Here is a 26,270-nt window from a genome sequence, read left to right as displayed (position 1 = left end):
AGAACGTTAGAAGCTCACGGGCCGGCCCGCAGATCGGCTGCTCGGCGCGGACTTCAGTCCAGTGCGAGCCCGGCTTCCTGCGCGAGGATCGCGGCGTGAGCGCAGGTCGAGTTTCGTGAGTACGCGCGACACATGCGTCTTCACCGTGGTCTCGCCGATGTGCAGGCGGGTGCCGATCTCGGCGTTGGACAGGCCGGCGCCGAGGCAGCCGAGCACCTCGCGTTCGCGGTCGGTGAGGTCGTCCAGACCCGAGGGCGTGGTGACAAGTTTTCCGGCCGACTGCGCGAACGCCGTGATGAGCTTGCGCGTCACCTGTGGGGCCAGCACCCCCTCGCCCGCGGCGACGAGCTTCACGGCCTCGATCAGCCGCGGCGCTTCGACAGACTTGAGCAGGAAACCCGCGGCACCGGCGCGCAGGGCGGCGTCCACGTACTCGTCGAGGTCGAACGTCGTGAGCACGAGGACCTGCGCCAGCCCTTCGGCGACGAATTCGCGCGTGGCGGTGATGCCGTCGGTGCCGGGCATGCGCACGTCCATCAGTACGACGTCGGGCCGCAGCGCTCGCGCCTGCCGGACCGCGGTGGCCCCGTCGGCGGCTTCGCCGACCACCTCGATGCCCTCGGCGTTGCCGAGGATCAGCCCGAGGCCCGCCCGGATCGCCCCGTGGTCGTCGGCCACCACCACCTTGACCGTCACGCGTGTCCCTCCACCAGCGGCAGTTCGGCGCGGACCACCCAGTCCGAGCCCGACGGGCCCGCGCTCAGCTTCCCTCCCACGGCACTCGCGCGTTCGCGCATGCTCAGCAGCCCGTGGCCCGTGCCACCGGTGCGCGCGGCCGCCGAGCGCAGCTCGTTGCCGATCTCGACGGTGAGTATGCCGCCGTCGCAGTGCAGGTCCACCACCACCCGCCCACCCGGCGCGTGCTTCACCGCGTTGGTGAGCGCTTCCTGCGCGATCCGGTACGCGGTGAGGTCGACCGCGGCGGGCAAGCCGGCGGAGGAGTCCACTGTGGATTCGACGACGACCTCCAATCCCGTGGCGCGCGCGGATTCCACGAGCCGCGACAGCTCGGCGAGCCGCGCGGGGGCGGTGGTCTCGTACTCGTCGTCGCCCGTTTCCGACGCGGCGCGCAGCAGGCCGATCATCGTGCGCATCTCATCGAGCGCGCTCACGCTGTTCTCGCGCACGGCCTCGAGCACCGCGCGGGACATCTTCGGGTCTTCGGCCATCGACAGCGCGGCCTCGGACTGGATCGCGATGGCCGAGAGGTGGCCCGCGATCACGTCGTGCAGATCGCGCGCCATCCGGGCCCGCTCGGCGGCCACGGCGGCGCGCCGGTCGAGCTCGGCGATCTTCGCCAGCTGCTCGGCGTTGGCGCGTTCGGTGGTGGCGATGTCGCGCTGCTGGCGCACGTTCGCCGCCCACCACACCGGCACCAGCAGGAACGGCAGGATCCCGAGCGCGCCGATCACGGCCACGCGCCACTGCGCGGACACGGCCAGCGCGGCGACCAGCACGGCCAGCGCGGCCGTGGCCGCCACGCCGATCATCACCCGGCTCATGCGGCGCGACCCGTAGAGCGTTGCCGCGTACAGGAAGTCGGTGTACACGGCCACGACCGGCAGGGACGGGCCCAGCACCAGGTCGACCGCGAGCACACCCGTGGCCAGCAGCAGGCCGCCCGGCACCCAGCGGCGCAGGAACGACAGGCCGCAAAGCGCCGCGAGCTCCACCAGCCGCACCCACAGCCCGAAGTGGTCGGGGCCGGGGATCAGGCGGTAGACGTCGGTGAGGTACAGCGCGAGGCCCACGACGAAGACGAACAGGCCGATGAGGCCGTCCTGCTGCCACGGGGGCAGCTCCCGGGGCTTGAACAGGGCCGGCGCGCGGGTTCCTCGCAGCGGCACGACCCCATGGAAGCACAAGGGCCACTGGCGGTCGTCCTACTAAGTGATGACCCCCCGATCGTGCTCTTCACCGATTCTTCCCAGGCAAGATCGCGAGACATTAGGGGCATGCACGGTATCGGGAACTACCTCGTCGACAACCCGGCGACCTTGTTCATCGTCGGTGGTGAAGTGGCCTTCTGGGTCGTCCTCGTGGGCGGCCTGGTGGCGCGCTACCCGCTGAAGCTGAAGAAGGTCAGCACTGTGCTGCTGGCCGCCGTGCCCGTGATCGACCTGGTGGTGCTCGTCGCCACCGTCGTCGACCTCGCGCGCGGCACCACCCCGAACCTCTCGCACGGCCTCGCCGCCGTGTACCTGGGCTTCAGCATCGTGTTCGGCCCGAGCATGGTCCGCTGGGCCGACGTGCGCTTCGCCCACCGTTTCGCCGGCGGCCCGCCGCTCGCGCCGAAGCTGCGGGGCAAGGCGAAGGTCCGCCACGAGTGGCGTGAGTGGTACAAGTGCGTGCTGGCCTGTGTGATCGCCGCGGTGCTGCTGCTCGCCGCGATCTTCCTGATCGGCCGCCCGGGCCAGGTCGGGCCGCTGTGGGAGTGGCTGCCGCGCCTCGGCGGTCTCGTGGGCATCTGGCTCTTTGCCGGCCCGCTGTGGACCGAGCTGTTCGGCAAGAAGGACGAGGCGAGCAAGCAGAAGGTGACCTCGTGATCGAGCTCCTCGGTCTCCTGCTCGTGATCCAGGGGGCCGGCGGGCTCATCAACCGGCTCGCCGGCTCCACGAACCCGAGCTGGTTCGTGCAGCTGCACCTGCTGCCCCCGCAGCTGCACATCGCGGCCAGCGCAGTGCTGCTCGCGGTGGGAGCGGCCGTCCTGTTCGCCGGACAGGCTCGCAAACGCCGGCGCGATCACCTGTGACGCGGCTTACACTGGACGCGTGGCCGACGCGACCGGCAGCGTGGCCGGGCCTCTCGTCCTCTTCGCCGTGGTCAGCATCGCCCCCTCGGCGCTCTTCTGGTGCGCGCTGCGCGTGCCCACCCTCTACCGCTGGCTGCATGACCGCCGCCGCGAACAGCTCCAGCCGGCTGGCCCGCCCGTCGAGCGCCTCTCCGCGGACCTGCGACGGGTGCACCGCGTGCTCGCGTCGTACCCGCCCGGCACTCCGGCGGCCCGCCGCATCGGCACCCGCCAGGCCTACGACGAGCTGCTGCAGACGGCCTGCCGCGCGGTCGACGTCGAGCACCGGCTCGAGTCGCTGCCCGAGGGCATCGACCGCGATCTCGAACGGCTGCGCATCGAGGAGTTGCTGAGGCGCGAGGGCCTGGCGGTGCCCTGAGCGGAAGGGGTGCGGCTCGTGATCAGGTGCCGCTGACGGGGCTGCCAGGATGAGCCCATGGACTTCCGCCCCCTCGACCGCCCCATCGGGGCGTTCCAGCAGCAGCTCGGCCCCGAGCAGATCGAAGCGGTGTGCGAGCGCGTGTTCGGGCCCGCCACCGTGGTCCGCGCCGCGATCGAGCTGGGCTGGGGCGGCTACAACACGACCTACCGCGTGGAGCTCGCCGACGGGCCGGTGATCCTGCGCGTGGCCCCCGAGCCTGCGCGCCAGGCGCGGACCGAGTGGCAGTTCATGCGCAACGAGTACATCGCCGCGCCCTACTTCGCGCCCATCGCGCACCTGCTGCCGCGCACGATCGCGGCCGACTTCACCCACGAGGTGGTCCCGCGCGACTACGTGGTGCAGGCCGTGCTCGCCGGCCGCGCCGGGCCCGACGTCCTGCCGAGCCACCCACCCGCCGAGCGCGGGCCGTTCTTCCGCGAGCTGGGCCGCCTGACGCGCCTCGTGCACGACGTGCGCGGGCCCGGCTTCGGCCCGGTCGCGGGGCCGCACTTCGCCACGTGGAGCGAAGCGCTGGTCGCCTTCTTCGCCGACAACGCGCTCGACTTGGAGGACCTCGGCCTCGACGCCGCCGACGTGCGGGAGATCGGCAAGCTCGCCGCCCGCGACTCGGCGCTGCTCGACGAGGTCACCGAACCGCGCCTGCTCCACGGTGACCTGTGGACGGTGAACGTGATGCTCGCCGACGACCTCCGCGTCACCGGCGTCTACGACCACGACCGCAGCTGGTGGGGCGACCCGGCGGCCGACTGGCCGATCCGCATGGCGCTGGCCAAACCCGGCACGGAGCGGGACACGTTCTGGGAGGCCTACGGCCCGCTCGACACCTCACCCGAGGCCCGGCGGCGGATGCTCTACTACCGCGCCCGCCACCTCGGCGCGCTGCGGCTGGAGCGCCACCGCCTCGACCAGGCGGACAAGCTCGCGGACTCCTACGACGAGTTGGCCGCCGTCCTCGCAGAGCTGGGCTCAGACTGACGGGTCGGAGCCGCGCAGCGCGGCCCACCAGAACCCGAACGCGGCGACGAGCACGGTGACCACGAGCCACCCGCTGAAGCCGCTGCCGTCGACGAAAGCCCAGAACGCGCCGACGACGGGGGCGACGGCCAGCACCGGGAGGTCGGCGCGGAACTGGCGGGCCAGCGACACCGGGCGCGCCGCGGCGAGCGCGCGTTCTTCGTCGGGCTCGACGGGGTTGTCGGTGCGGCGGCCGCGCGGCTCGGTGGCCCGCACGGAGCCGGCCGAGTACAGCAGCTCGTCGCCCACCTCGACGGCGACAAGCCGGTCGCGGCGCACGTCGCCGCGCACCACGACCTTCGTCGGCGCGGGCAGGCCGATCAGGGTGGGGGAGAAGTACACCGGGATCCAGCGCGGTGACGCCGTCTCGGTTTCGAGCCAGGACCGCGTGAGCAGACCGCGTTGCACCTTCACCCGTCGCACCGGGATCGGTGCCGTCGACGCCGCGGCTCGCGCGGGCCGGATGAAGCGTGTGAAGAGCAGCAAAAGATCGACCGCCAGCACCGCCGCGGCCGCGACCACGGTCACGGTGGCGTAGGTTGTCGCGCGGTCGGCGGTCACGATCGGGGTCGCGTCGCGGATCAGCGCGCGGGACGGCTGCGCGGGGTCGTACAGCACGGGCACGCTCGTGCCGGTTTTCGGCGCCGAGCTGTCCAGCGCGACATCGGCCGTGGTGAGAGACCCGCCGGCCACCGGGAAGCGCACGGTCGCCGAGCCTTCGCCGCCGCGCACCACCGTGCCCGTGGCCTGCGCCGTGATGCCCCGGACGTCGGCCTGCGCGTGGGAGAACTCCAGCAGCTGCAACACGAACACGGCCGCGCACACGAGCAGCACCACGCCGCTCGTCACGAGGACGTGGCGCACCGGCCGCAGCCGCAGGAAACTACGCATGAGTGTCACCTTAGGTGTCTACAAAGGAAAGAGCGGCGCGGGCCGGGGCCCGCGCCGCTCTCCCGGGGGTACAGCGTTACTTCACGAAGCCGATCTTGGTGTAGTCGTACGGGGTGTTCGCGTAGCCGGGCGAACCGAAGTTGCCCAGGGTCTTGCGCACGGCGAACGCACCCGGCGACTGGAAGATCGGGAGCTGGTGACCCAGGGCCCAGATCTCCTTGTCGGCGGCGTTGATGTCCGCGGCCCGCTTCGTGTCGTCCAGTTCCTGGGCCGCGGTGTCGAGCAGCTGGTTCAGCTTGTCGTCACCGATGCGGCCGTAGTTCTGGTTGATGTTCTTCGGGTCTAGGTAGTAGATGCCCTTGCTGCCGCCGATCGGGAACGAGTTCGACAGCCAGCGGAACAGCGTCAGGTCGAAGTTGCCGACGTTGACGTAGTTCTTGAAGAACTCGGTGCTCGGCACGGCCTGGATGTCCAGCCCGACACCGATCGCCTTCAGCTCCGACTGCATGATCTGGCCGGTCTGCTGGCTGATCGGGGTGCTCGACGGGATCACCAGGCGCAGCTTGAGCTGCTTGCCGTCCTTGGCGCGCAGGTCACCGGACTGCTTCCAGCCCAGCTTGTCGAGCTCGGCCTTCGCGGCGTCCGCGTTGTACTTGTACGGCCCCGAGTTGTCCTCGTAGGTCTTGGAACCCTTGAGGTACAGGTGGTTGCCGATCGGCGTGGTGTCCTTCTGCATCTGGCCGAGGATCGCCTTGCTGATCGAGACCGTGTCGATGCCCTTCATGATCGCCACGCGCAGATCCTTGTCGGCCAGGATCGCGCCCGACGCGCCGTTGAAGGTCACGTGCGTGTAGTCCGGGTTGTTGGACTGGCGGATGACCGTGTTCGGGTCGGCCTGCGCGCGCTTGAAGGCGTTGATGTCGTTGTTCAGGTTGTAGAAGTCGATCTGGCCGTTGGCGAAGGCGTCCGGCAGCGCGGCGCGCTCCACGACCTTGTAGGTCACGGTGTCCAGCTTCGGCTTCGGGCCCCACCAGTTCGGGTCGCGCTCGAAGACCACGGTCTTGCCGGTCTGGTCGATGCTCTTGACCTTGAACGGGCCGGCGGTGATCAGCGGCTTGGCTGCCCAGGCCTTGTTGAACGTGTCCGGGTCGGCGTTCAGCTCCTTGGGGTAGAGCGGGCTGAACAGCGACTTCCACTCCGCGAACTTCTTCGCGAAGGTGATCTTCACGTCCTGGTCGTCAGTGCCCTTTTCGACCTTGGCGATGTCCTCGTACCCGGTGGTACCCGACACCTGGTAGGCCGGGTCCTTGCCGTTGAGCACCTTGGCCTGCGCGGCGTAGTCCTCCCACGAGAACTGCCGGCCGTTGCTCCACTTGGCCTTCGGGTTGATCTTCAGCTCGACCACCTGCGGGTCGGTGCTGATGACCTCGGCCGAGGTGAGGTAGCTCGGGTCGACGCCCACCGTCGCGTCCGCGTTCTGCGGGAACGGGTAGGGGATGATGGCGCCGTCCATGTAAGCGCCGTCGGCGACCGTGCCGTCGACCTCGTTGTAGTTCCAGTTGTCGGGCAGCTGGTCGACCGGCCACTTGAGGTCGCCGCCGTCCTTGAGCTGGTCGACCGGCATCGCATTGATGTCCGCGGTCTTGACCTGCTGGCTGCCGGCGTCCTGCAGTCCGCTGTTGCCGCCGCTGGAGGAACCGCCGCCACAAGCGGCGAGCAGGAGCCCCAGAGCGGCAACGGGAGCCACGATCGCGGCCATTCTCCGTCGCATCATGTTTACCTTTCTTTCCCTGTGTGCCAACGGATGGCTACACGACTTCGCGGGTCTTGGCGTAGTGGCAGGCGACGTCGTGGTCGTCCGCGCGGGACTCGCGCGGCGGCTCGACGTCGATGCACTTTTGCTTGTCCTGTTCGGACAGTTGGGAGAACACGAAACAGCGGGTGCGGAACCGGCAACCCGACGGGGGGTTCGCCGGGCTGGGCAGGTCACCGGTGAGGATGATCCGCGTCCGCTCGCGTTCCTTGATCGGGTCGGGGATCGGGATCGCGGACAGCAGCGCCTGCGTGTACGGGTGCTGCGGCGCGTCGAAGACCGTCTCCACATCGCCGATCTCGACGATCTTGCCGAGGTACATCACGGCCACGCGGTCGGCGATGTGCCGGATCACCGATAGGTCGTGGGCCACGAACAGGTACGAGAGGCCGAGCTTCGCCTTCAGCTCGTCGAGCAGGTTGATCACGCCGGCCTGGATCGACACGTCCAGCGCGGACACCGGTTCGTCGAGCACGATCAGCTTCGGCTCGAGCGCGAGCGCCCGGGCGATGCCGATGCGCTGGCGCTGCCCGCCGGAGAACTCCGCCGGGTACCGGTCGGCGTGCTCCGCGCGCAGCCCCACGAGCCCGAGCAGTTCGGGCACGCGCTTGGCGATGTGCGCCTTGCCGTAGCCGTGGGTCACCATCGGCTCGGCGATGATGTCGCCGATCGGCAGCCGCGGGTCGAGCGCGGCCATCGGGTCCTGGAACACCACCTGGAGGTCGCGCCGGATCTCCTTGCGCCCCTTGCCGTTCAGCTTCGCGACGTCGCGGCCGAGTACCGCCACCGACCCGTTCTGGGGGGCGGCCAGCTCGAGGATCTCCATCAGCGTGGTCGACTTGCCACAGCCGGACTCGCCGACCAGGCCCAGCGTCTCGCCCTCGACGATGTCGAAGCTGATGCCGTCGACCGCCTTGACCACACCGGCCTTGCGCTTGAGCACCGCGCCCTTGGTGATCTGGTAGTGCTTCTGCAGGTCCTGCACATCGAGCACCGCGGTGCGCTGAGCGCGCGGCAGCTTCGCGACCGCCGCCTCCTCGATCACCTCGGCGCCGTAGACCTCGGCCGCGTCGGCCTTGGGGCCGGCCAGCTCCTCGGTGCGGATGCACGCGGCGCGGTGGGTGGTGTCGACCGGCGCGTTCGGGTTGCCCGGCGTGATCGTGAACAGCGCGGGCTCGGCCTGGTGGCACGCGTCGATCACCAGCGGGCAGCGCGGCGCGAACGGGCAGCCCGAGGGCAGGTTCACCAGTGAGGGCGGCTGGCCCTCGATCGGGACCAGCGGCTGCTTCTCGTGCGCGTCGACGCGGGGGATCGAGCCCAACAGGCCCAGCGTGTACGGCATCCGCGGCTGGGCGTAGATGGTCTCGACCGGGCCCTGCTCCACGGCGCGCCCGGCGTACATGACCATCAGGCGGTCGGCGAACCCGGCGACCACGCCGAGGTCGTGGGTGATGATCACGATGCCGGCGCCGGTCACCTCCTGCGCGGTCTTCAGCACTTCCAGCACCTGGGCCTGCACGGTGACGTCGAGCGCGGTGGTCGGCTCGTCGGCGATGATCAGGTCCGGGTCGTTGGCGATCGCGATGGCGATCACCGCGCGCTGGCGCATGCCGCCGGAGAACTCGTGCGGGAACGCCTTGGCGCGCGCGGCGGCGTTCGGGATGCCGACGAGGTCGAGCAGCTCCACGGCCCGGTTGTTGGCCTGCTGCTTGGACATCGAGCCCTTGGCGTGCACCAGCAGTGCTTCGGCGATCTGCGCGCCCACGGTGTACACGGGCGTCAGTGCCGAGAGCGGGTCCTGGAAGACCATCGAGATCTTCTTGCCGCGCAGCTTGGACAGCTCGGTGTCGGACTTGCCGATGAGCTCGCTGCCCTGGAACCGGATGGAGCCGGAGATGCGCGCCTGCGGCGGGAGCAGGCCCATGACCGCGAGTGACGACACCGACTTGCCGGAACCGGACTCGCCGACGATGCCCAGCACCTCGCCGGCCGCGACCTGGTAGGAGAGCCCGCGGACCGCGTGCACGCGGCCGGATTCGGACGGGAACGACACGTCGAGGTCGGAGACCTCCAGGACCGTGCCGGTGGGCTTCTCGGTCTCCGCGCCCAGTGCGAGCGAGGCGGTCATGCTGTGGCTCCTGTGGTGCTGGGGGACTTCGTTTTTTCGGCGATGCGCTTGCGCTCCTTGCGCCGCGACCGCGACGAAGAAGGATCGAGCGCGTCGCGCAGGCCGTCACCCGCGTAGTTCACCGCGAGCACGGTGACCACGAGGAAGCCCGCCGGGATGTAGAACAGCCAGGGGAAGGTGCGCACCGCGTCGGTACCGCTCGCGATGAGCGTGCCGAGCGAGACGTCGGGCGACTGCACGCCGAACCCGAAGAACGACAGCGAGGTCTCGGTGATGATCGCGACGCCGACGTTGATCGTCGCGTCGATGATCAGCAGCGAGGCCATGTTCGGCACGATGTGCTTGGCGATGATCCGCCACGACGGCTGGCCCATGAACCTCGCGGCCTTCACGAACTCGCGTTCGCGCAACGTCAGCGTCATACCGCGCACGATGCGGGCGGTGATCATCCACTGGAACAGTGCGATCAGGCCGACCAGGATCAGCCACGTCTTGCCGCGGAAGGCGGGCGAGAGGATCGAGATGATCAGGAACGGCGGCAGGATCAGCAGCAGGTCCACGACCCACATGGCGATGCGGTCGGTCCAGCCGCCGAAGTAACCGGCGGCCGCGCCGACGATCGAGGCGACGCCGGTGGAGAACAGCGCGGCCAGCAGGCCGATCGTGAGCGACTTCTGCAGCCCGCGCATGGTCTGCGCGAACATGTCGCCGCCGATCTGGTTCGTGCCGAACCAGTGGTTCCCGTCCGGCGGCAGCAGGTTCGACAGCGGGTCGAGCTCGTCGTACGACCACGGCGAGTACCAGGTGTAGGTGAAGGCCAGCACGTAGAACAGCACGATCACGGCCAGCGAGATGACCGCGAGCTTGTTGCGCAGGAAGCGGCGCAGCACGAGCTTGCCGCGGCTGGAGGACCTGCTTTCGGCATCGCTGCGCGGGTCGACCGCCAGCACGGCGGAGTCGGCGATGTCGGCCTCGTTCACGGGAGCGGCCATCAGATCCTCACCCTCGGGTCGAGCGCGGCGTAGAGCACGTCGGCCAGCCACCCGGCCAGCAGCACGCAGATCGCGATGAACAGCGTCACGGTCGCGACGATGTTGGTGTCCTGCTTCTGGATCCCGGTCACCAGCCAGTCGCCCATGCCGTACCAGCCGAAGATCCGCTCGGTGAAGATGCCGCCCGTGATGAGCAGGCCGAAGCCGAACGCGAACAGCGTCGCCATCGGGATCAGCGCCGTGCGCAGGCCGTGCTTGAACAGCGCGCGCCGGCGGGTGAGGCCCTTCGCCTGTGCAGTGCGCAGGAAGTCGGAGCCGAGCACGTCGAGCATTGCCGAACGCTGGTAGCGGCTGTAGTACGCGACCTGCGTCAGCACGATCGCCAGTGTCGGCACGATGATGTGCTGCAACCGGTCTAGCAGCACGTCGCCGAAACTGCCGTCGATGCCGCTCGTCTCGCCCTGCACGATGAAGAACTGGTACCCGCCGAGCAGGTTGTCGTTCACCGACTGGGCGCCCGCCTTGAGGATCGTGGCGATCACGAAGACCGGGGTGGACAGCACGACGAACGAGAACGTGGTGGCCACGTAGTCGCTCACCTTGTACTGCCGGATCGCGCTCACCACACCGACGAGCACGCCGATGATGATGCCGATCGTGATGCCCAGCAAGAACAGCCGAAGGCTCACGCCGGCACGGCGGAAGAGCTCGTCGGTGATCGGCTGGTCGGCGACCGTGCGACCGAAGTTCCCCTGCAGCACTCCGCCGAGCCAGGTGAAGAAGCGCTCGGGGATGGGCTGGTTCAGGTAGAGCTCGGCCGCCTTGGCGTCGATAGTGGACTGCGGAGCCGGTGGGTTCCGCAGCTTCAGCGCGTCGAGCGGGCTGAAAGCCAGCGACGCCAAGGAAAAGGCTGCGAAGGTGGCGACCAGGCACAATGCCACGTAGTTGACGAGGCGGCGGAGGAGGAAGCCGATCACGATTTCCTCGATTCACCGGGAACGGAGGTTCCACTCCGTACCGACGGCCACGCCTGACTCTCGCCCGATTGAGTTTTCGTCGAAAACACTAGCCGGTGCTGCCTTCCGAATGCTGCTGACGCTCGTTGTCGGCGCAGCATAATCCGGAGAAGGCCCTCCGATCTTCGTTCCCAGGCAACCAAATAATCACGATTTCCGCCGCAGGCACGTGAAGGACCGACTTTCGGCTGTTGCGGTGGGCGGGGCCAGCGAGGTATTCACTACGTGCGGCTCGTCGCGGTGGGTGTGTGGGCGAATACCGCGGATCACGTTCCGGAAATGTTTCCGAGGGCGGACGGAAATGCTGCGAACGGCTGCGGAACGCCGGAAACGGACATACCGGTCATGGTTTGGACCTCTGTGCCTGCCGGCGACCCGCCGACAGAGGTCCAGTCCTCTGCTTCGGCCCTTCTTCGTCCACAGTGGCCGGTCGAGCCAGCGCTTGATCGGAGCATGCCCGATCGATCAGTTCCCGGTTGATCAGTGCCCAGCGGATCTTCGCGCACAGCAAAGAACCCCGTCACCGGATTCCGGTGACGGGGTTCCTCGTCGAGACCGAGCGATCAGTCCAGGTAGTCCCGGAGGACCTGGGACCGCGACGGGTGCCGCAGCTTCGACATCGTCTTCGACTCGATCTGGCGGATACGCTCACGCGTGACGCCGTAGACCTGACCGATCTCGTCGAGCGTGCGGGGCTGGCCGTCGGTGAGGCCGAAGCGCAGCCGGACCACGCCCGCCTCGCGCTCGGACAGCGTCTGCAGCACCGACTGGAGCTGGTCCTGCAGCAGCGTGAACGACACCGCGTCGACCGCGACGACCGCTTCGGAGTCTTCGATGAAGTCACCGAGCTGCGAGTCGCCCTCGTCGCCGATGGTCTGGTCCAGCGAGATCGGCTCACGCGCGTACTGCTGGATCTCCAGGACCTTCTCCGGCGAGATGTCCATCTCCTTGGCGAGCTCCTCGGGCGTCGGCTCGCGGCCGAGGTCCTGCAGGAGTTCGCGCTGTATACGGCCGAGCTTGTTGATGACCTCGACCATGTGCACCGGGATGCGGATGGTGCGGGCCTGGTCGGCCATCGCGCGGGTGATCGCCTGGCGGATCCACCACGTGGCGTACGTCGAGAACTTGTAGCCCTTGGTGTAGTCGAACTTCTCCACCGCGCGGATCAGGCCGAGGTTGCCTTCCTGGATGAGGTCCAGGAACGCCATGCCGCGGCCCGTGTAGCGCTTGGCCAGGGAGACCACCAGCCGGAGGTTCGCCTCGAGCAGGTGGTTCTTGGCGCGCTCGCCGTCGCGCACGATCCACTTGAGATCGCGGCGCATCTGGGTGACGAGCTTCTCGCCCTCCTCCTCGGCGGTGCGCACGCGCTCGGCGGCGTAGAGCCCCGCCTCGATGCGCTTGGCGAGCTCCACCTCCTCCTCGGCGTTGAGCAGCGCGACCTTGCCGATCTGCTTGAGGTAGGCGCGCACCGAGTCGGCCGAAGCGGTGAGCTCGGCGTCCTTGCGCGCCTGGCGCAGCGCCTCGGACTCCTCCTCGTCCCAGACGAAGTCGGGGTTGTCCGAGGCGGACTTCGGCCCCTTCTCGGCGGCTGCGTTGCTACGGCGGCGCGCGGCGGGCGTCTCCGTCTCCTCGGCTTCTTCTTCCGAGTCGTCGGAGTCGTCTTCGGCGACCTCGTCGTTGACCGTCTCGTCGACGACGTCGACCTCGACCTCTTCCAGGTCGGACAGGTCCGGGCTGTCGAGTTCGGCCTCGTCGAGGTCGGCCGGGCCGTCCGGGTCGCCGTCTTCGGTCTTGGACCCCTTGGTGGTGGCCTTCTTGGCCGGCGCCTTTTTGGCCGGAGCCTTCTTCGCGCCGGCAGACCTGGTGGCGGTCTTGGGTTTCGCCGCGCCGGTGGCTGCCTCGTCGGCCGGCTCGCCGGCTGCGGTCGCTGTCTTCGTCCCGCTTCGGGTTGCGGTTCTTGCGGCTGCCACTTACGCCCTTTCGCAGCGGTCGATCATGACGAGCCGAGGTATCGCCACCTCGGCTGCCTCACATTCGGGGAACACGCCTCGGCCTGCGGTTTTCACTCCCGCAGCCGTGGGCCGCCTTCCATTGTAACGACGGCCGGGCAGTGCGTCGCGAAGCGATCACCCTCCGGCCTGCCGCACGGTACCCGCACGTGACCTTCCCGTGACCCGCGCGTAGGTTTCACGGCCGTTCACGGGCGGGTCCGGGTCAGTGCGCGATGCCCTCGACCGCAGCCGCGGCGGCGCCGACGATGCCCGCGTTGTTCTGCAACGAAGCCACGATCACCGGGGTCCGGACGTCCAGCAGCGGCACCCACTTCTCCGCCTTCTTGCTCACGCCGCCGCCGACGATGAACAGATCCGGCCAGATCAGGTTCTCCAGCACGGTCAAGTAACGGTGTACCCGCTTGGCCCACTGGTGGTAGCTCAGGCCCTCGTTGTCCTTCACCGACGCCGCGGCGCGCTTCTCCGCGTCGTGGCCGTCGACCTCGAGGTGGCCGAACTCGGTGTTGGGCACGAGCTTGCCGTCGTGGAACACGGCGCTGCCGATGCCGGTGCCGAAGGTCAGCAGCGCGGTGACGCCGGTGCGCGCGGCCTCGTCGCCGAACCGGATCTCGGCCACGCCGGCCGCGTCGGCGTCGTTGAGCATCGCCACGTCCGCGACGCTCTTGCCGAGCCGCTTGGCGAACAGCGCGTCGGCGTCCGTGCCGATCCAGGCGTGGTCGATGTTGGCCGCGGTGTGCGCGACCCCCTTCTTGACCACCGCCGGCAGCGTCACGCCGACCGGTCCGTCCCACTCCGCGATGCGCACGATCTCGGCCACCACGTCCGCGACGGCTTCGGGCGTCGACGGCTGCGGCGTCTCGATCCGGTGTCGCTCGCCGATGAGCTGTCCCGTTTCCAAATCGACCAGCGCGCCCTTGATCCCGCTGCCGCCGATGTCGATTCCGAAACCTCGGGTCGCCGTCACTGACGTGGTCCCTTCTCGCACGATTCAGAAGTCTGCTTCGGAGACTTTAACCGGATGTGGTGACATGTCGGACGTGGGAGCTGACGAGTCGTTGCTGAAAAGCGTTGCGGAGCAGGTGGCGGTCGAGGCGGCCGGGCTGGTGCGGGCGGCCTGGACCGCCATGCAGGCGGGCGGCGTGGTCCGCGTGGACACCAAGTCGGCGGACACCGACGTGGTCACCGCGATCGACAAGGAGTCCGAGGAGCTGGTGCGCGAGCGGCTGGCCGAGCTGCGCCCGGGCGAACCGGTGCTGGGGGAGGAGGGCGGCGGCGCCACGGCAGGGTCCGGCGTGACGTGGGTGGTGGACCCGATCGACGGGACCGTGAACTTCCTCTACGGGCTGCCGGCGTTCGCGGTGTCGCTGGCCGCGCAGGTCGACGGGGTGTCGGTGGCCGGCGCGGTCGTGGAACCCGTCAGCGGCCGTCGCTGGACGGCCGCGCGGGGCCAGGGCGCCTGGCTCGACGGCCGGCGCCTGTCGGCGTCCTCGCCGACGCGCCTGGACCTGTCACTGGTGGGCACCGGGTTCGCCTACGCGCGCGACCGTCGCGTGCGTCAAGGCGCACTCGCGGGCGAGCTGCTCGGGCACGTGCGGGACATCCGCCGCGGCGGAGCGGCCTCGCTGGAGCTGTGCGCGGTCGGCGCGGGCTGGCTCGACGCGTACTTCGAGCACGGCCTGCACCGCTGGGACTGGGCCGCCGGGGCGCTCGTCGCGGCCGAAGCCGGCGCGACGATCCTCCTGCCGGGCTCGGCACCCGACCTGGGCGAGGACGTGACCTTCGCGGCGGCGCCCGGCATCGCGGAGCCGCTGCGGCAGGTGCTGGCCTCGCTGGACGCCAAGAGCGTCTGACGCCCGCCCTGGACCCCCGCCCGGGGGTCCAGGGTCAGCAGGCGACGTCGCGGGCCGCGGCGAGCAGCGTCTGGTCGATCACGGGCGCGCCGGGGCCCGAGGACTGCTCGTTGCCGCCCCCGCCCTGGTGGGACTTGGACCAGTCGGCGAGCTTCTGGAGGATCTGGCGCGCCTCCGGGCGCGGGCGGACGTCGTCGAAGAGGGTGCCGGTGACGAGGTCGACGCTGGCGTCCTTGCGGTTGTCGCGCACGAGCTCGGCGCACGGCACCACGAGGCTCACCGTGCGGGCGGCCGCGGCGCCGTTCTCGCCGTAGCGGATCTGGCCGCGGCACTTGGCGTCGCCCTTGGGGTAGGCCGGGTCGTTGGCCGGGTCGCCGATGGCGGTGAAGCCGAGCTCGCGCAGGGCCGTGGTCGTGATGCCGCCCTGGCCGCGCGTGGTGCTGGCGTTGAGGACCTTCAGCGCCACCTTGTCGGGCGGCACGGGGGAGCGGTCGTCGAGGCCGTTGTGGGCCACGGTCGTGTAAGTGGTGCCCGGAGGCGGAGCGGGGGCCGGCGTGCAGAGCACGGCCTCGTCGACGTCCCCTCGGCCGACCACGGCGTTCACCCACACGAACACCGCGCCGAGGGCGAGCACCCCGATCACGATGAGCGCGGGCAGCGGCCGGTGCTTGCGATAGGGCCGCGCACCACGGTCCCCCGAGACGTTCCCCGACGCCACCTGCCCCGTCCCTTCCCGAACGCGGAAACCCCGTCCGCGGACCCCGCCCCGCAGGACCCCACAACCCCGTGGCGCCGCGCGCCCCAGTCGATGTCGTCCCCCGGTGTCGTCCCCGGTGTACCAGGCGACACTGTGAGGGCCGCCGTAGCCGCCCAGCCTAGGCGTTCCGCGCCGCGCCCGGTGGCGCGGGTCACCCTGCGCCCGCCCCGTCCCCGCCGAGGCCGGGCCGCGAATCCCCGGTCCGCTGATCGCACCACGGAGACCTCCGCGGGAGCAAGCGGACAACGCTGCCGGGTGATCTTCGCGACCCGTGGGCAACCTCAACGGACGTCACCCGTCTCACCTGCGGATTCCCCCTGTCGGGTGACGAAATTCAAGCAATGCGCGACTCGGTGCGGAGCTCGGCGAACGGTGAGCTACCCTTCCCGGGCTCCGGCCGCAGGAAGAGGGGCACCTGGCTGAGACCTCGGTCACTGCGGGCGCCGGGCACAAACAGGGGCCCTGGAACGTTGACCAGCGGCACGACCGGCTCACGGGCACGCCCGGGGGACCGGAAGAACAAGACAAGCTGATTCGCAGGGGTGAGGGACACATGGCTACCGACTACGACGCTCCGCGCCGCAGCGAAGCCGACGAGCTGGCCGAAGACTCGTTGGAGGAGCTGAAGGCCCGGCGGAACGAGAACCAGTCCGGCGTCGTCGACGTCGACGAGGACGCGAACGCCGAGAACTTCGAGCTTCCTGGTGCCGACCTTTCCGGGCTTTCCGGTGAGGACATGACCGTGAAGGTCGTGCCGAAACAGGCTGACGAGTTCACCTGCTCGGTCTGCTTCCTGGTGCACCACCGCAGCAGGCTCGCCGAAGACAACGGCGGCCGGCTGATCTGTCGCGACTGCGCCTGAGCACAGCCTGCGCCTGACGGCGTACGGGGATCTCGTACAGGACTTCAGGGAACAGGTTTTTCAGGGGAAACACAGTCGCGGCGGTCCGGGGAAGCTCGCTCGCGAGCTGGGTAAAGGGGGTCGGCTTACCAGGCCGGCCCCCTTCCGCGTCCGCGGGACCGGTTCCGCGGAACTCAGGCGCGTTCGCTCAGGAACGGGCGCGCAGCAGTTCGGCGACGCGCTTCGGCTTGCGCGTGCTGAACAGCCAGTACGGCGTGGGGTCGGCCGGATCCGTGAGCTGCACGCGGACCGCCGGGCCCACCCAGCCGCGGTGCAGGACGAACGCGGCCGGGTCGCCGTCGCGCCCGAGCGCGCGACGCTTGTCGTCCTTCTCGAGGATCTCGACCACACCGGCGAAGCGCAGCGGCAGGTGCGCGTCGCCGACCCACAGCTCCGGCTCGTCACCGCCCGTCACCCGCACGCGCGAGCGGCCGAGCGACAGCACGAGCGCGCCCATGACCACGACGGCGATGGGCAGCGGGATCCACACCGGGATCGAGGGGTACCCGAGGTGGATCTCCACGCCGAGCAGGATCGCGCCGAGCATCGGCAGCGGCCAGCCCCACCACGGCACGTACAGCCGTTCGGAGTGCGCCAGTCCGCGCTTCACGGCGGTGTTCACGGTGTCAGCCACGCGACAAGGGTAGTCTCGCCGCCCGTGTCCTCCAGCGTTCAGGTACTCCTCACCCGGCTCGACCTCGGTGTCCCGTTGCCCGCGTATGCGCGGCCGGGCGACGCCGGCGCCGACCTCGTCACCACCTCGGATATCGTCCTCGGGCCCGGCGAACGCGGGGTGGTGGGCACCGGCGTCGCGATCGCGCTGCCGCCCGGCCACGCGGGGTTCGTGCACCCGCGTTCGGGGCTCGCGGCACGCGTGGGGCTGTCGGTGGTGAACACCCCCGGCACGATCGACGCGGGGTACCGCGGTGAAATCCGGATCTGCCTCATCAACCATGATCTTCACGAGCCGGTGGTGCTCGCGCGCGGCGACCGGATCGCGCAGCTCGTGATCCAGCGGGTCGAGCGCGCCGAGTTCGTCGAGGTCGCCGAGCTCGGTGACACCGAACGTGGCGCCGGTGGTTACGGCTCGACGGGCGGGCACGCCACACTGGTCCCGCACGTGCCCGGCACGGACGCGGGCACTGGGGAAGGAACGGAGAAGTAGTGGGGATCTTCGGACGCAAGCGCAAGTCCGACGACGGGCGGACCGAGCCCGGCGGCGGCGCCGCGGGCGACACCGGGGCGGACGCCGACGACGCGGTCGAACCCGAGAACCAGCTGTCGGAGACCGAGCAGGGGCCCTTCGACGTCGCCGACGCCGAAGAGGACGGCATCCCGCGCATCGACCTCGGTTCGGTGCGGGTCCCGGTCCCGGACGGCTCGCAGGTGCAGGTCGAGATGGACCCGGAGGCCGGCGGTGTCCGCGCGGTCCACGTCGTGACCGAGCAGGGCCAGATCACCGTCAGCGCCTACGCGGCGCCGCGTTCGGGCGGTCTGTGGCGCGAGGTCGGCACCGAGCTGGCCGACCAGCTGCGGGCCGACGGCGCGAAGGTGACGGTGGGTCGCGGCGAGTGGGGCCTGGAGCTGTCGGCCATCGTCGGCGACGTCGCGCTGCGCTTCGTCGGCGTGGACGGCCCGCGCTGGATGCTGCGCGGCGTGATCGCCGGCCCGCAGTCGCAGTCCGCGCAGGCTCCCGACGTGCTGCGCATGATCGTGCGCCACACCATCGTCGACCGTGGCGACTCCCCGATGCCGGTGCGCACGCCGCTCCCGATCACGCTCCCGGAAGCCGTCGCGCAGCACATCGCCGAGCAGCAAGAAGGCTGACAGTCAAGCGAAGGAAGGCCCCGGCACTCACCTGTGCCGGGGCCTTCTTTCATTTCTTTTCACCACCTGGTTTTCATCGCGGGCCCACGGCGGACCCGAACCAGCCCTTCAGGAACCCGACGAGGCTCGCGCGCCCCAGCACCTCGCGGTCCCGTCCGAAGCCGGCCAGCTCGACCACGCCCAGCTCGCCCCTCGGCAGCGCCCCGGCCCACTCGCGCGCCACCGCCACGGGGTGCACCAGGTCCCCGGCGCACCCGCCGATCCCGGCCGGCACGGCGACCGTCGCCAGCTCCGCCAACGACGGCGCCCGCCGTCCCGCGGCGACCCGCAGGCCCGCCACCAGCTCGTCGCCGTGCCGTCGCCAGGCCCGCGACAGCTCGTCGACGAGCCACCCCGGGCTCCCGGCGGCGACGGCGGCCAACGCGCCGTCGACGCCCTGAGAGGCCACCAGATCCGCTGAGGCCCGCGCGGCGACGGCCGCGGCCGCTGACCCGGGTTCGCCGTTCCAGGCCGGGAGCGCGCACACCAGCCCCTCGCAACGGCCCGGGTTCGCCACCGCCCACTCCGTGGCCAGGTGTGCGCCGAACGAGATGCCGCCGACGACCAGCGATCCGTGGACGCGCGCGAGCCGGTCGAGCTCTTCGAGGTACCCGTCGGCGAGCGCGGCGCCGGGCGGCGGGGGCGGCGCGATCAGCCGGGCGCCCACCAACGCCAACGGGCCGGTGAACACCGACTGAACGAACACCTCGTCGGACCCCGTACCGGGCAGCAGGACCACGGGGAGGTTCCGGATTGCGGACGTCACGTTGCGATCTTGGCGCAAACCCGTTTCGCTGATGTGAACCACAGCTACGCTGGATTACGCACGGGCCGCGAAGTCGGGGGCCCCGGAGCACAGGAGCACACCATGTCCGCCAAGGACGGCGGCTACTTCAGCCGGTTGGTTCGCAAGCTGACCAGCGACGTCGAGGACCTCGACGCCGACGAGATGTCCGAGAGGTCAGGGGCCGAAGGTGCTCGCCGCGCCTGTGACTGCCGGTCCGGCGAAGAGGCGACAGTGCTCGGCAGGCTGCGCAGCGTCGAGCTGTGCCCGAGCGAGGGAACTCCGACGCTCCAGGCCGAGCTGTTCGACGGGACACAGGGCGTGACGCTAATCTGGCTGGGCCGACGCCGGATCCCCGGTATCGAGCCGGGTCGGACCATCAAGGTCCGCGGCCGGATGGCAGAGCGTGACGGCCAGAAGGTGCTGTACAACCCGTACTACGAACTCCAGAGCCCGGTAGGTTGATCGACTCCCGTGACTGAACCCGCTCCCCGCGACGAGACGAACGTGCCCGGCGGCGGGGACGAAAAGCACGACACGGACAACGACACCGAGAAGCCCGAACCCACGTTGCTGGAGCAGATGGGCGGCGTGTCGGGCCTGTTCTACTCGTCGGTGCCGGTGATCGTGTTCGTGCTGGTGAACGCTTTCTTCGGGCTCACCGCGGCCATCTGGGGCTCGGTCGGCAGCGCCGTGGCGATCACGGTGCTGCGGGTCGTGCGCAAGGAACCGCTGCAGCCGGCGATCTCGGGCTTCTTCGGGGTCGCGATCGCGGCGTTCATCGCGTTCCGCACGGGTTCGGCCAAGGGGTTCTTCCTCTTCGGCATCTGGGCGAGCCTCGCCTACTGCGGCGTGTTCGTGCTGTCGATCCTCGTGCGCTGGCCGATCGCCGGCGTGGTGTGGAGCGCACTCAACGGCGCCGGCCAGGCCTGGCGCAAGGACAAGCCCTCGCGCTACGGCTACGACGTCGCCACGCTCGCGCTGGCCGTGATCTTCGCCGCGCGGTTCGTGGTGCAGCGCTGGCTCTACAACAGCGACTACACCGGCTGGCTCGCGTTCGCGAAGATCGCCATGGGTTACCCGCTCTACGCGCTGGGCCTGCTCGTTGTCGTCTGGGCGGTCCGCCGCTCGGACAAGCGGCTGAAGGCGCTGGCCGAGACTGAGCCGAAGCCGGAGACCGACGCGGAGGTCGAGGCCCGGCTTCGCGAGAAGTACGCGCAGACGCCGACTCCGGAGGTTTAACGGCCTTCCCCGAGACACAGGAAAGGCCCTCACACGCTCATGAGGGGCCTTTCCTGTGTTTCTCAGTATCCCAGGGCCGTGCGGATCTCCGGCTCGACGTCCGACGTCGCCACGAACAGCAGCTCGTCACCGGCTTCCAGCGGGTCCTCCGGCTGCGGCACGATCACGCGGTCGCCGCGCAGGATCGTGACGAGCGCGGCGTCGCGGGGCAGCGCGATGTCGCTCACGGGCTTGCCGGCCAACGGGGTCTCCTCGGGCAGCGTGAGCTCCACGAGGTTCGCCTGGCTCTGGCGGAAGGTCATCAGCCGCACGAGGTCGCCGACGCTCACGGCCTCCTCGACCATCGCGGCGAGCATGCGCGGGGTCGACACGGCCACGTCGACGCCCCAGGCGTCGGTGAACAGCCATTCGTTGGCGGGGTTGTTCACGCGGGCCACCACCCGGCGCACGGCGAACTCCGTCTTCGCGAGCAGCGACACCACGAGGTTGGACTTGTCGTCGCCGGTCGCGGCGATCACCACGTCGCAGCGCTCGATGCCGGACTCCTCGAGGTTCGAGAGCTCGCACGCGTCACCGAGCACCCAGTCGGCCTGCGGCACGCTCTCGGGCTCGAACTGGTCCGCCTCCCGCTCGATCAGCATCACCTGGTGCCGCCCGTCGATCAGCTCGACGGCGATGGAGCGCCCGACGGCGCCGGCACCCGCGATCGCGACCCGCATCAGTTCTCCTCCTCCGGAGCGCGAGCGGCCACGCTCGTCACGTCGCTGACGGTGCCGGAGCGGGCCGCGACGTACACGACGTCGTCGGCCTGCACCATGGTCTTGTTGTCCGGCAGCACGCCGTTTCCGAACCGCATGATGAACGCGACGCGCGCGCCCGTGGCGTCCTGGAGGTCGCGCACGCTGCGCCCGACCCAGCCCTCGTTCAGCGGCAACTGCAGCAGCGCGACGTTGCCCGACGGATCGCGCCACACCGACGCGACGCCGTCCGGCAGCAGGGTCCGCAGGAAGCGGTCGGTGGTCCACGGCACCGTCGCGACGGTGGGGATGCCCAGCCGCTCGTACACGGCGGCGCGCTTGTGGTCGTAGATCCGCGCGACCACGTGCTCGATGCCGAAGTTCTCGCGCGCGACCCGCGCGGAGATGATGTTGGAGTTGTCCCCGCTCGACACGGCCGCGAACGCGCCGGCCTCTTCGATGCCGGCCTCGATCAGCACCTGCCGGTCGAAACCGACGCCGACGATCTGCTGGCCGTGGAAGTCGTGGCCCAGCCGGCGGAACGCCTGGGGGTTCTTGTCGATGACGGCCACCTCGTGGCCGAGACGCTCCAGCGCCGCGGCCAGGGATGCGCCGACCCGGCCGCACCCCATGATCACCACGTGCACGCCTTGCCTCCTCGTAGGTGGGGTAAACCCGTTCGTGGGTACCCTCGCGCACCACGGGCGAACCTACCCTGCCGGGCCCCGGTTGGTTCCACCGTCCTCCCCTCCACCGCCCTCAACGGAGCAGCTCCGCTGCGCTGTAGATTCACCAGGGTGTCGAAGTTCCCGACCGTGTTGAAGCGCCTGGTTCTCGGACGTCCGTTCCGCAGTGACCGGCTCGGCCACACGCTCCTGCCCAAGCGCATCGCGCTGCCGATCTTCGCCTCGGACGCGCTTTCCAGCGTCGCGTACGCGCCGGAAGAGATCTTCCTGACGCTGAGCTTCGCCGGGCTGTCGGCGTACGCGTTCGCGCCGTGGATCGGGGTGGCCGTGGCGCTGGTCATGCTGACGGTCGTGGCGTCGTACCGGCAGAACGTGCACGCCTACCCGAGCGGTGGCGGTGACTACGAGGTCGCCGGCACCAACCTGGGGAGCAAGTTCGGCCTCACGGTGGCGAGCGCCCTGCTCGTGGACTACGTGATGACCGTCGCGGTGTCCACTTCGTCCGGTGTCGCCAACATCGGCTCGGCGATCCCGTGGGTCGCCGAGCACAAGGTGATCACCGCCGTGGTGATCGTCGCGGTGCTGACCGCGCTGAACCTGCGCGGAGTGCGCGAATCGGGCAAAGCCTTCGCAATCCCCGTCTATGGGTTCATCATCGGCATCCTGGTCATGGTCGTGTGGGGGCTGATCGAGGCCGCGACGGGCACGACGATGCGGGCGGAGAGCGCCGGGTTCACGCTGCACTCCGAGGGCACGTGGACCGGGTTCGCGTTCGTCTTCCTGATCCTGCGGTCGTTCTCCTCGGGCGCGGCGGCGCTGACCGGGGTCGAGGCGATCAGCAACGGCGTGCCGGCGTTCAGGAAGCCGAAGTCGAAGAACGCGGCCACCACGCTGCTGCTCATGGGCGTGCTCGCGGTGACGATGCTCATCGGCATCATCACGCTCGCCGTGATCACCAAGGTGAACTTCGCCGACAATCCGGCCGAGCAGCTGCAGGGCGCGCCGCAGGGGTACCAGCAGAAGACGATCGTGACGCAGATCGCCCAGGCCGTGTTCGCCGGCTTCCCGCCGGCGTTCTACTACATCTCCTTCGCCACCGGCATCATCCTGCTGCTGGCGGCCAACACGGCGTTCAACGGTTTCCCGGTGCTCGGCTCGATCCTGGCGCAGGACCGCTACCTGCCGCGGCAGCTGCACACGCGCGGCGACCGGCTGGCGTTCTCCAACGGCATCCTGTTCCTCGCGGTCTTCGCGCTGGTGCTGATCATCGCGTTCGACGCGGAGGTCACCCGGCTCATCCAGCTTTACATCGTGGGTGTGTTCGTGTCGTTCACGATCAGCCAGACCGGCATGGTTCGGCACTGGAACCGTTTGCTGGCCAAGGAAACCGACGGCGCGGTGCGGCGGCGGATGCGGCGCTCGCAGACGGTCAACGCGATCGGTCTCACGATGACCGGCACCGTGCTGATCATCGTGCTGATCACCAAGTTCCTGCTCGGCGCGTGGATCGCGATCGCCGCGATGGTGGCGATCTACGCGTTGATGACGGCGATCCGGAAGCACTACGACCGTGTTTCCGAGGAGCTGAAGGAGCTCGGCGACACCCCGACTGTGCTGCCTTCGCGCAACCACGCGATCGTGCTGGTGTCCAAATTGCACCGCCCGACCCTGCGTGCGCTCGCCTACGCCAAGGCGATGCGGCCCGACGTGCTCGAGGCCGTGACCGTGAACGTCGACGACGCTGACACCCGCCGCCTCACCGCCGAGTGGGAGGCGCACAAGTTCAAGGTGCCGCTGAAGGTCGTCGAGTCGCCCTACCGCGAAATCACGAAGCCGGTGCTGGACTACGTGAAGCGGGTGCGCGGCGACAACCCGCGCAACGTGGTCACCGTGTTCATCCCGGAGTACGTGGTGGGTCACTGGTGGGAGCAGGTGCTGCACAACCAGAGCGCGTTGCGGCTCAAGGGAAGGCTGCTGTTCCAGCCGGGTGTCATCGTCGCGAGCGTGCCGTGGCAGCTGGAGTCGTCGGCGAAGGCGGCGGAGCGCGGTCGCCGGGCCCGTCCCGCGGCCGGTGACGTGCGGCGTGGGTTCGCGGCGAGCGGCGGGGCAGCGGCCGCGAAGCCTGTGGAAACCCCGAAACAAGCCAAGGAACCTGCTGAATGACGGAGAACTGGCTCGGCCGCGTGGTCGAGCTCGAGATCGGCCCGGTCGCCCACGGCGGCCACTGCGTGTCGCGTGTGGACGGACGGGTGGTGTTCGTGCGCCACGGGTTGCCGGGCGAGCGCGTGCGCGCCGAGGTGACCGAGGACAAAGGCGGCTCGTTCTGCCGGGCGGACGCGGTGGAGGTGCTCGGCGCTTCGGAGCACCGCGTCACGCCGCCGTGCCCGCTGGCCGCGCCAGGGGGCTGTGGTGGCTGCGACTGGCAGCACGCCGACCCGGAGTACCAGCGTTCCCTGAAGGCGGCCGTGGTCGCCGAGCAGCTGGAACGCCTGGCGGGCATCACGCGCGACGTCGTGGTCGAGCCGCTCGACGGCGGCCCGCTCGGCTGGCGCAGCCGCGTGCGGCTCGTGGCCGGGCGCGACGGCCGCGCCGGGCTGCGCGCGCACCACAGCCACCGCGTCGTCGCGCTAGACGACTGCCCGATCGCGGTGCCGGGCACGCTCGACGTGGCGCTGGCCAAGCGCTGGCGCCCGGGCACCGAGCTCGAGACGACCACCGACGGCGACGGGCACACGCACCTGCGTGAGCTCTCCACCGTCCACGGCCGCACGAAGTCGCGCCAGCTGTCCGGCGGTCTCGCCGTGCAGCACGCCGCGGACCGCGACTGGCGCCTCGACGCCCACGGCTTCTGGCAGGTGCACCCCTTCGCGGCGGACACCTTCGCACAGCTCGTGCGAGAGTGGGCCGAGGCCCCGCGCGGCGGGGTCGCGTGGGATCTCTACGCCGGCGTCGGCTTGTTCGCCTCGGTGCTGGCCGAGCAGGTCGGGGAGGACGGCCGCGTGCTCGCCGTGGAGTCCGGCCGCCAGGCGGTGACGGACGGCGAGCGGAACCTCGCGGACCTGCCGCAGGTGTCGTGGCGCGCGGGCCGGGTCGAACACGCCCTGGCGGACGCGCCGAAGCCCGTCGACGTGGTCGTGCTCGACCCGCCGCGCAAGGGTGCGGGGCGCGCGGTCGTGGACGCGATCGCGGCGGGTTCACCCGACCGGATCGTGTACGTCGCCTGCGATCCCGCGGCGTTCGCCCGGGACCTGGCGACCTTCGCCGACCACGGGTATTCGCTCACAGACCTGCGGGCGTTCGACGCGTTCCCGATGACCCACCACGTGGAGTGCGTGGCGCTGCTGCAGTAATTTGGCCCCTGCCTCACCACAACGCGAGATCGCGCCGGTTTCCGGATGGGGGGCGGCGCGATCGGCCCCCGGCCGATCCGACCGCCCCCATCCGGAACCCGGCTCAAAGGCGATCTCGCACGCCCCGCCGGAGGCGGGGCCAAATTGCAGTGTCGGTCGGAAAATTGTCGGTGGTGAGCGTCACACTGGTCGGCATGGTGATGCTCGACGATTTCGACCGCGCCGCGGCGGTGGTGCAGGCTGTGGTGTGTTCGGTGCGCGACGACCAGTGGTCGCTGCCCACGGCGTGCGCGGAGTGGGACGTGCGCGCGGTGGTCAACCACCTCGCGCACGGCAACGCGCGCGTGGCGGAATGGGCCGGCGCGGGCCCGGCCGCGGCACCCGGCGACTACCTCGGCGCCGACCCACCGGGCGCGTTCACGGCGTCCGTGGCGCGGGCGCGCGAGGTGCTCGCCGAGCCCGGCCTGGCCACGCGCCTGGTGACGACGCCGCTCGGCGACGTGCCGGGCTCGCTGCTGGTCCACATGCGGCTCAACGAGTACCTCGCGCACGGCTGGGACGTCGCCGACGCCACGGGTCAGCCCACGGACTTCGTGCCCGACCTCGCGGAGCAGGCGCTCGAGTCCTGGCGGACGCGGTTCGGCGACCAGTCCCGGCCACCGGGCGGTCCGTTCGCGCCCGAGCGGCCGGCGCCCCCGGACGCGGCGGCGGCCGATCGGCTGGCGGCGTTCCTCGGGAGGACGCCGGTGCGCGCGGGAGAGCTCAGGCCTTGATCGCGCCCGCGATCTTGGGCACGACCTCCTTCAGCCCGCGCCGCAGGGGAACGCCAATGCGTGGCGCCGCTACAGCACCCCTGTTCCGTAACCACGGCGCGAGATCGCGCCGGCTTGTGGATTGAGCGGTGCGATCGGCCGGGCGGCCGATCGCACCGCTCAATC

At 70.2% G+C, this 26,270-nt stretch carries 25 protein-coding genes and 2 pseudogenes; 13 read left to right on the top strand and 14 right to left on the bottom strand.

Features of this window, described 5'->3' with window-relative positions:
• Positions 1-53 precede the first annotated feature (53 nt).
• Together AB0383_RS06090 and AB0383_RS06085 are read right to left on the bottom strand one after the other, a co-directional pair.
• Positions 54-696 (bottom strand): annotated as a pseudogene (locus tag AB0383_RS06090) (response regulator transcription factor).
• The gene (locus AB0383_RS06085) at positions 693-1,907 is read right to left on the bottom strand and encodes a histidine kinase (protein ID WP_366185565.1); all 1,215 of its coding nucleotides are present in this window, start codon (positions 1,905-1,907) and stop codon (positions 693-695) included. The pseudogene AB0383_RS06090 and the gene AB0383_RS06085 overlap by 4 nt, the downstream one beginning before the upstream one ends.
• Before the next feature lie 108 nt (positions 1,908-2,015).
• Between AB0383_RS06085 and AB0383_RS06080 the strand changes: the two genes are divergently transcribed.
• The 4 genes from AB0383_RS06080 to AB0383_RS06065 are packed head-to-tail and all read left to right on the top strand — an operon-like array spanning position 2,016 to position 4,268.
• Positions 2,016-2,606, top strand: coding sequence for a hypothetical protein (locus tag AB0383_RS06080; RefSeq protein ID WP_364174380.1), 591 nt, complete (start codon positions 2,016-2,018; stop codon positions 2,604-2,606).
• Positions 2,603-2,812 (top strand): hypothetical protein, encoded by a 210-nt coding sequence (locus AB0383_RS06075; protein ID WP_364174377.1) that lies wholly within the window; start codon positions 2,603-2,605, stop codon positions 2,810-2,812. Before AB0383_RS06080 ends, AB0383_RS06075 begins: the two co-directional genes overlap by 4 nt.
• A gap of 19 nt (positions 2,813-2,831) precedes the next feature.
• Positions 2,832-3,230: a hypothetical protein gene (locus AB0383_RS06070; RefSeq protein ID WP_364174375.1), complete on the top strand. Its 399-nt coding sequence runs from the start codon at positions 2,832-2,834 to the stop codon at positions 3,228-3,230.
• A 57-nt stretch (positions 3,231-3,287) separates the two neighbouring features.
• Positions 3,288-4,268: an aminoglycoside phosphotransferase family protein gene (locus AB0383_RS06065; protein ID WP_364174372.1), complete on the top strand. Its 981-nt coding sequence runs from the start codon at positions 3,288-3,290 to the stop codon at positions 4,266-4,268.
• Here AB0383_RS06065 and AB0383_RS06060 read toward each other — a convergent pair.
• The 7 genes from AB0383_RS06060 to ppgK form a co-directional block, all read right to left on the bottom strand.
• Positions 4,260-5,198, bottom strand: a complete 939-nt coding sequence (locus AB0383_RS06060; RefSeq protein WP_364174369.1) for a DUF3592 domain-containing protein — start codon at positions 5,196-5,198, stop codon at positions 4,260-4,262. The two genes, AB0383_RS06065 and AB0383_RS06060, sit on opposite strands and share 9 nt — an antisense overlap.
• Before the next feature lie 76 nt (positions 5,199-5,274).
• A complete protein-coding gene (locus AB0383_RS06055) occupies positions 5,275-6,969 on the bottom strand; it encodes an ABC transporter family substrate-binding protein (RefSeq protein WP_366185561.1) in 1,695 nt (564 codons plus the stop codon).
• Positions 6,970-7,006: 37 nt separating this feature from the next.
• A complete protein-coding gene (locus AB0383_RS06050; protein WP_366185559.1) occupies positions 7,007-9,139 on the bottom strand; it encodes an ABC transporter ATP-binding protein in 2,133 nt (710 codons plus the stop codon).
• Positions 9,136-10,131 (bottom strand): ABC transporter permease, encoded by a 996-nt coding sequence (locus AB0383_RS06045; protein ID WP_364174360.1) that lies wholly within the window; start codon positions 10,129-10,131, stop codon positions 9,136-9,138. The genes AB0383_RS06050 and AB0383_RS06045 overlap by 4 nt, the downstream gene beginning before the upstream one ends.
• Positions 10,131-11,108, bottom strand: a complete 978-nt coding sequence (locus AB0383_RS06040; protein ID WP_220238333.1) for an ABC transporter permease — start codon at positions 11,106-11,108, stop codon at positions 10,131-10,133. Before AB0383_RS06040 ends, AB0383_RS06045 begins: the two co-directional genes overlap by 1 nt.
• 602 nt (positions 11,109-11,710) lie before the next feature.
• Positions 11,711-13,117, bottom strand: a complete 1,407-nt coding sequence (locus AB0383_RS06035) for an RNA polymerase sigma factor (protein ID WP_364174357.1) — start codon at positions 13,115-13,117, stop codon at positions 11,711-11,713.
• Positions 13,118-13,361: 244 nt separating this feature from the next.
• Positions 13,362-14,123, bottom strand: a complete 762-nt coding sequence (gene ppgK, locus AB0383_RS06030) for a polyphosphate--glucose phosphotransferase (protein ID WP_364174354.1) — start codon at positions 14,121-14,123, stop codon at positions 13,362-13,364.
• 64 nt (positions 14,124-14,187) lie between these two features.
• Here ppgK and AB0383_RS06025 point away from each other — a divergent pair, with 64 nt between their 5' ends.
• A complete protein-coding gene (locus AB0383_RS06025) occupies positions 14,188-15,009 on the top strand; it encodes an inositol monophosphatase family protein (protein WP_364174351.1) in 822 nt (273 codons plus the stop codon).
• Between the two features lie 34 nt (positions 15,010-15,043).
• Here AB0383_RS06025 and cei read toward each other — a convergent pair whose 3' ends face one another.
• Positions 15,044-15,727: an envelope integrity protein Cei gene (cei, locus tag AB0383_RS06020; RefSeq protein WP_364174348.1), complete on the bottom strand. Its 684-nt coding sequence runs from the start codon at positions 15,725-15,727 to the stop codon at positions 15,044-15,046.
• Positions 15,728-16,319: 592 nt separating this feature from the next.
• Here cei and AB0383_RS06015 point away from each other — a divergent pair.
• Complete coding sequence (locus AB0383_RS06015) at positions 16,320-16,628, top strand: DUF4193 domain-containing protein (RefSeq protein ID WP_204090248.1); 309 nt, start codon at positions 16,320-16,322, stop codon at positions 16,626-16,628.
• Between the two features lie 187 nt (positions 16,629-16,815).
• Here the strand turns inward: AB0383_RS06015 and AB0383_RS06010 are convergent, their stop codons facing one another.
• Positions 16,816-17,301 (bottom strand): DUF3093 domain-containing protein, encoded by a 486-nt coding sequence (locus AB0383_RS06010; protein WP_364174345.1) that lies wholly within the window; start codon positions 17,299-17,301, stop codon positions 16,816-16,818.
• A gap of 24 nt (positions 17,302-17,325) precedes the next feature.
• On the opposite strand from AB0383_RS06010, the gene dut reads away from it, so the two are divergent.
• Positions 17,326-17,832, top strand: coding sequence for a dUTP diphosphatase (gene dut / locus AB0383_RS06005; RefSeq protein WP_364174342.1), 507 nt, complete (start codon positions 17,326-17,328; stop codon positions 17,830-17,832).
• Entirely contained in the window at positions 17,832-18,494 is a 663-nt protein-coding gene (locus AB0383_RS06000; protein ID WP_364174339.1) for a DUF3710 domain-containing protein, read from the top strand. Before dut ends, AB0383_RS06000 begins: the two co-directional genes overlap by 1 nt.
• A 73-nt stretch (positions 18,495-18,567) precedes the next feature.
• Here the strand turns inward: AB0383_RS06000 and AB0383_RS05995 are convergent, their stop codons facing one another.
• Positions 18,568-19,299: an alpha/beta hydrolase gene (locus AB0383_RS05995; protein WP_364174336.1), complete on the bottom strand. Its 732-nt coding sequence runs from the start codon at positions 19,297-19,299 to the stop codon at positions 18,568-18,570.
• A 102-nt stretch (positions 19,300-19,401) separates the two neighbouring features.
• Between AB0383_RS05995 and AB0383_RS05990 the strand changes: the two genes are divergently transcribed.
• Both AB0383_RS05990 and AB0383_RS05985 read left to right on the top strand, forming a co-directional pair.
• Positions 19,402-19,782 (top strand): OB-fold nucleic acid binding domain-containing protein, encoded by a 381-nt coding sequence (locus AB0383_RS05990; protein WP_220238342.1) that lies wholly within the window; start codon positions 19,402-19,404, stop codon positions 19,780-19,782.
• Between the two features lie 117 nt (positions 19,783-19,899).
• A complete protein-coding gene (locus tag AB0383_RS05985; protein ID WP_364174927.1) occupies positions 19,900-20,559 on the top strand; it encodes a DUF3159 domain-containing protein in 660 nt (219 codons plus the stop codon).
• 62 nt (positions 20,560-20,621) lie between these two features.
• Here the strand turns inward: AB0383_RS05985 and AB0383_RS05980 are convergent, their stop codons facing one another.
• Both AB0383_RS05980 and AB0383_RS05975 read right to left on the bottom strand, forming a co-directional pair.
• Positions 20,622-21,278 (bottom strand): TrkA family potassium uptake protein, encoded by a 657-nt coding sequence (locus tag AB0383_RS05980; protein WP_364174334.1) that lies wholly within the window; start codon positions 21,276-21,278, stop codon positions 20,622-20,624.
• A pseudogene (locus AB0383_RS05975) lies at positions 21,278-21,952 on the bottom strand (TrkA family potassium uptake protein); the annotation flags it as partial. The gene AB0383_RS05980 and the pseudogene AB0383_RS05975, both read right to left, overlap by 1 nt.
• Positions 21,953-22,093: 141 nt before the next feature.
• Between AB0383_RS05975 and AB0383_RS05970 the strand changes: the two are divergent.
• From AB0383_RS05970 to AB0383_RS05960, 3 genes are all read left to right on the top strand, one after another.
• Positions 22,094-24,145 (top strand): APC family permease, encoded by a 2,052-nt coding sequence (locus AB0383_RS05970; RefSeq protein WP_354873428.1) that lies wholly within the window; start codon positions 22,094-22,096, stop codon positions 24,143-24,145.
• A complete protein-coding gene (locus tag AB0383_RS05965; protein WP_366185551.1) occupies positions 24,142-25,332 on the top strand; it encodes a class I SAM-dependent RNA methyltransferase in 1,191 nt (396 codons plus the stop codon). The genes AB0383_RS05970 and AB0383_RS05965 overlap by 4 nt, the downstream gene beginning before the upstream one ends.
• A gap of 173 nt (positions 25,333-25,505) precedes the next feature.
• A complete protein-coding gene (locus tag AB0383_RS05960) occupies positions 25,506-26,105 on the top strand; it encodes a TIGR03086 family metal-binding protein (RefSeq protein ID WP_366185549.1) in 600 nt (199 codons plus the stop codon).
• The last annotated feature ends 165 nt before the right edge of the window (positions 26,106-26,270 follow it).

The organism is Amycolatopsis sp. NPDC051373 (assembly GCF_040689465.1).
In the GTDB taxonomy this organism is placed as follows: Bacteria; Actinomycetota; Actinomycetes; order Mycobacteriales; family Pseudonocardiaceae; genus Amycolatopsis.
The sequence above is the reverse complement of the archived record's forward strand: the minus strand, read 5'-3'. Positions and strand labels throughout refer to the sequence as shown.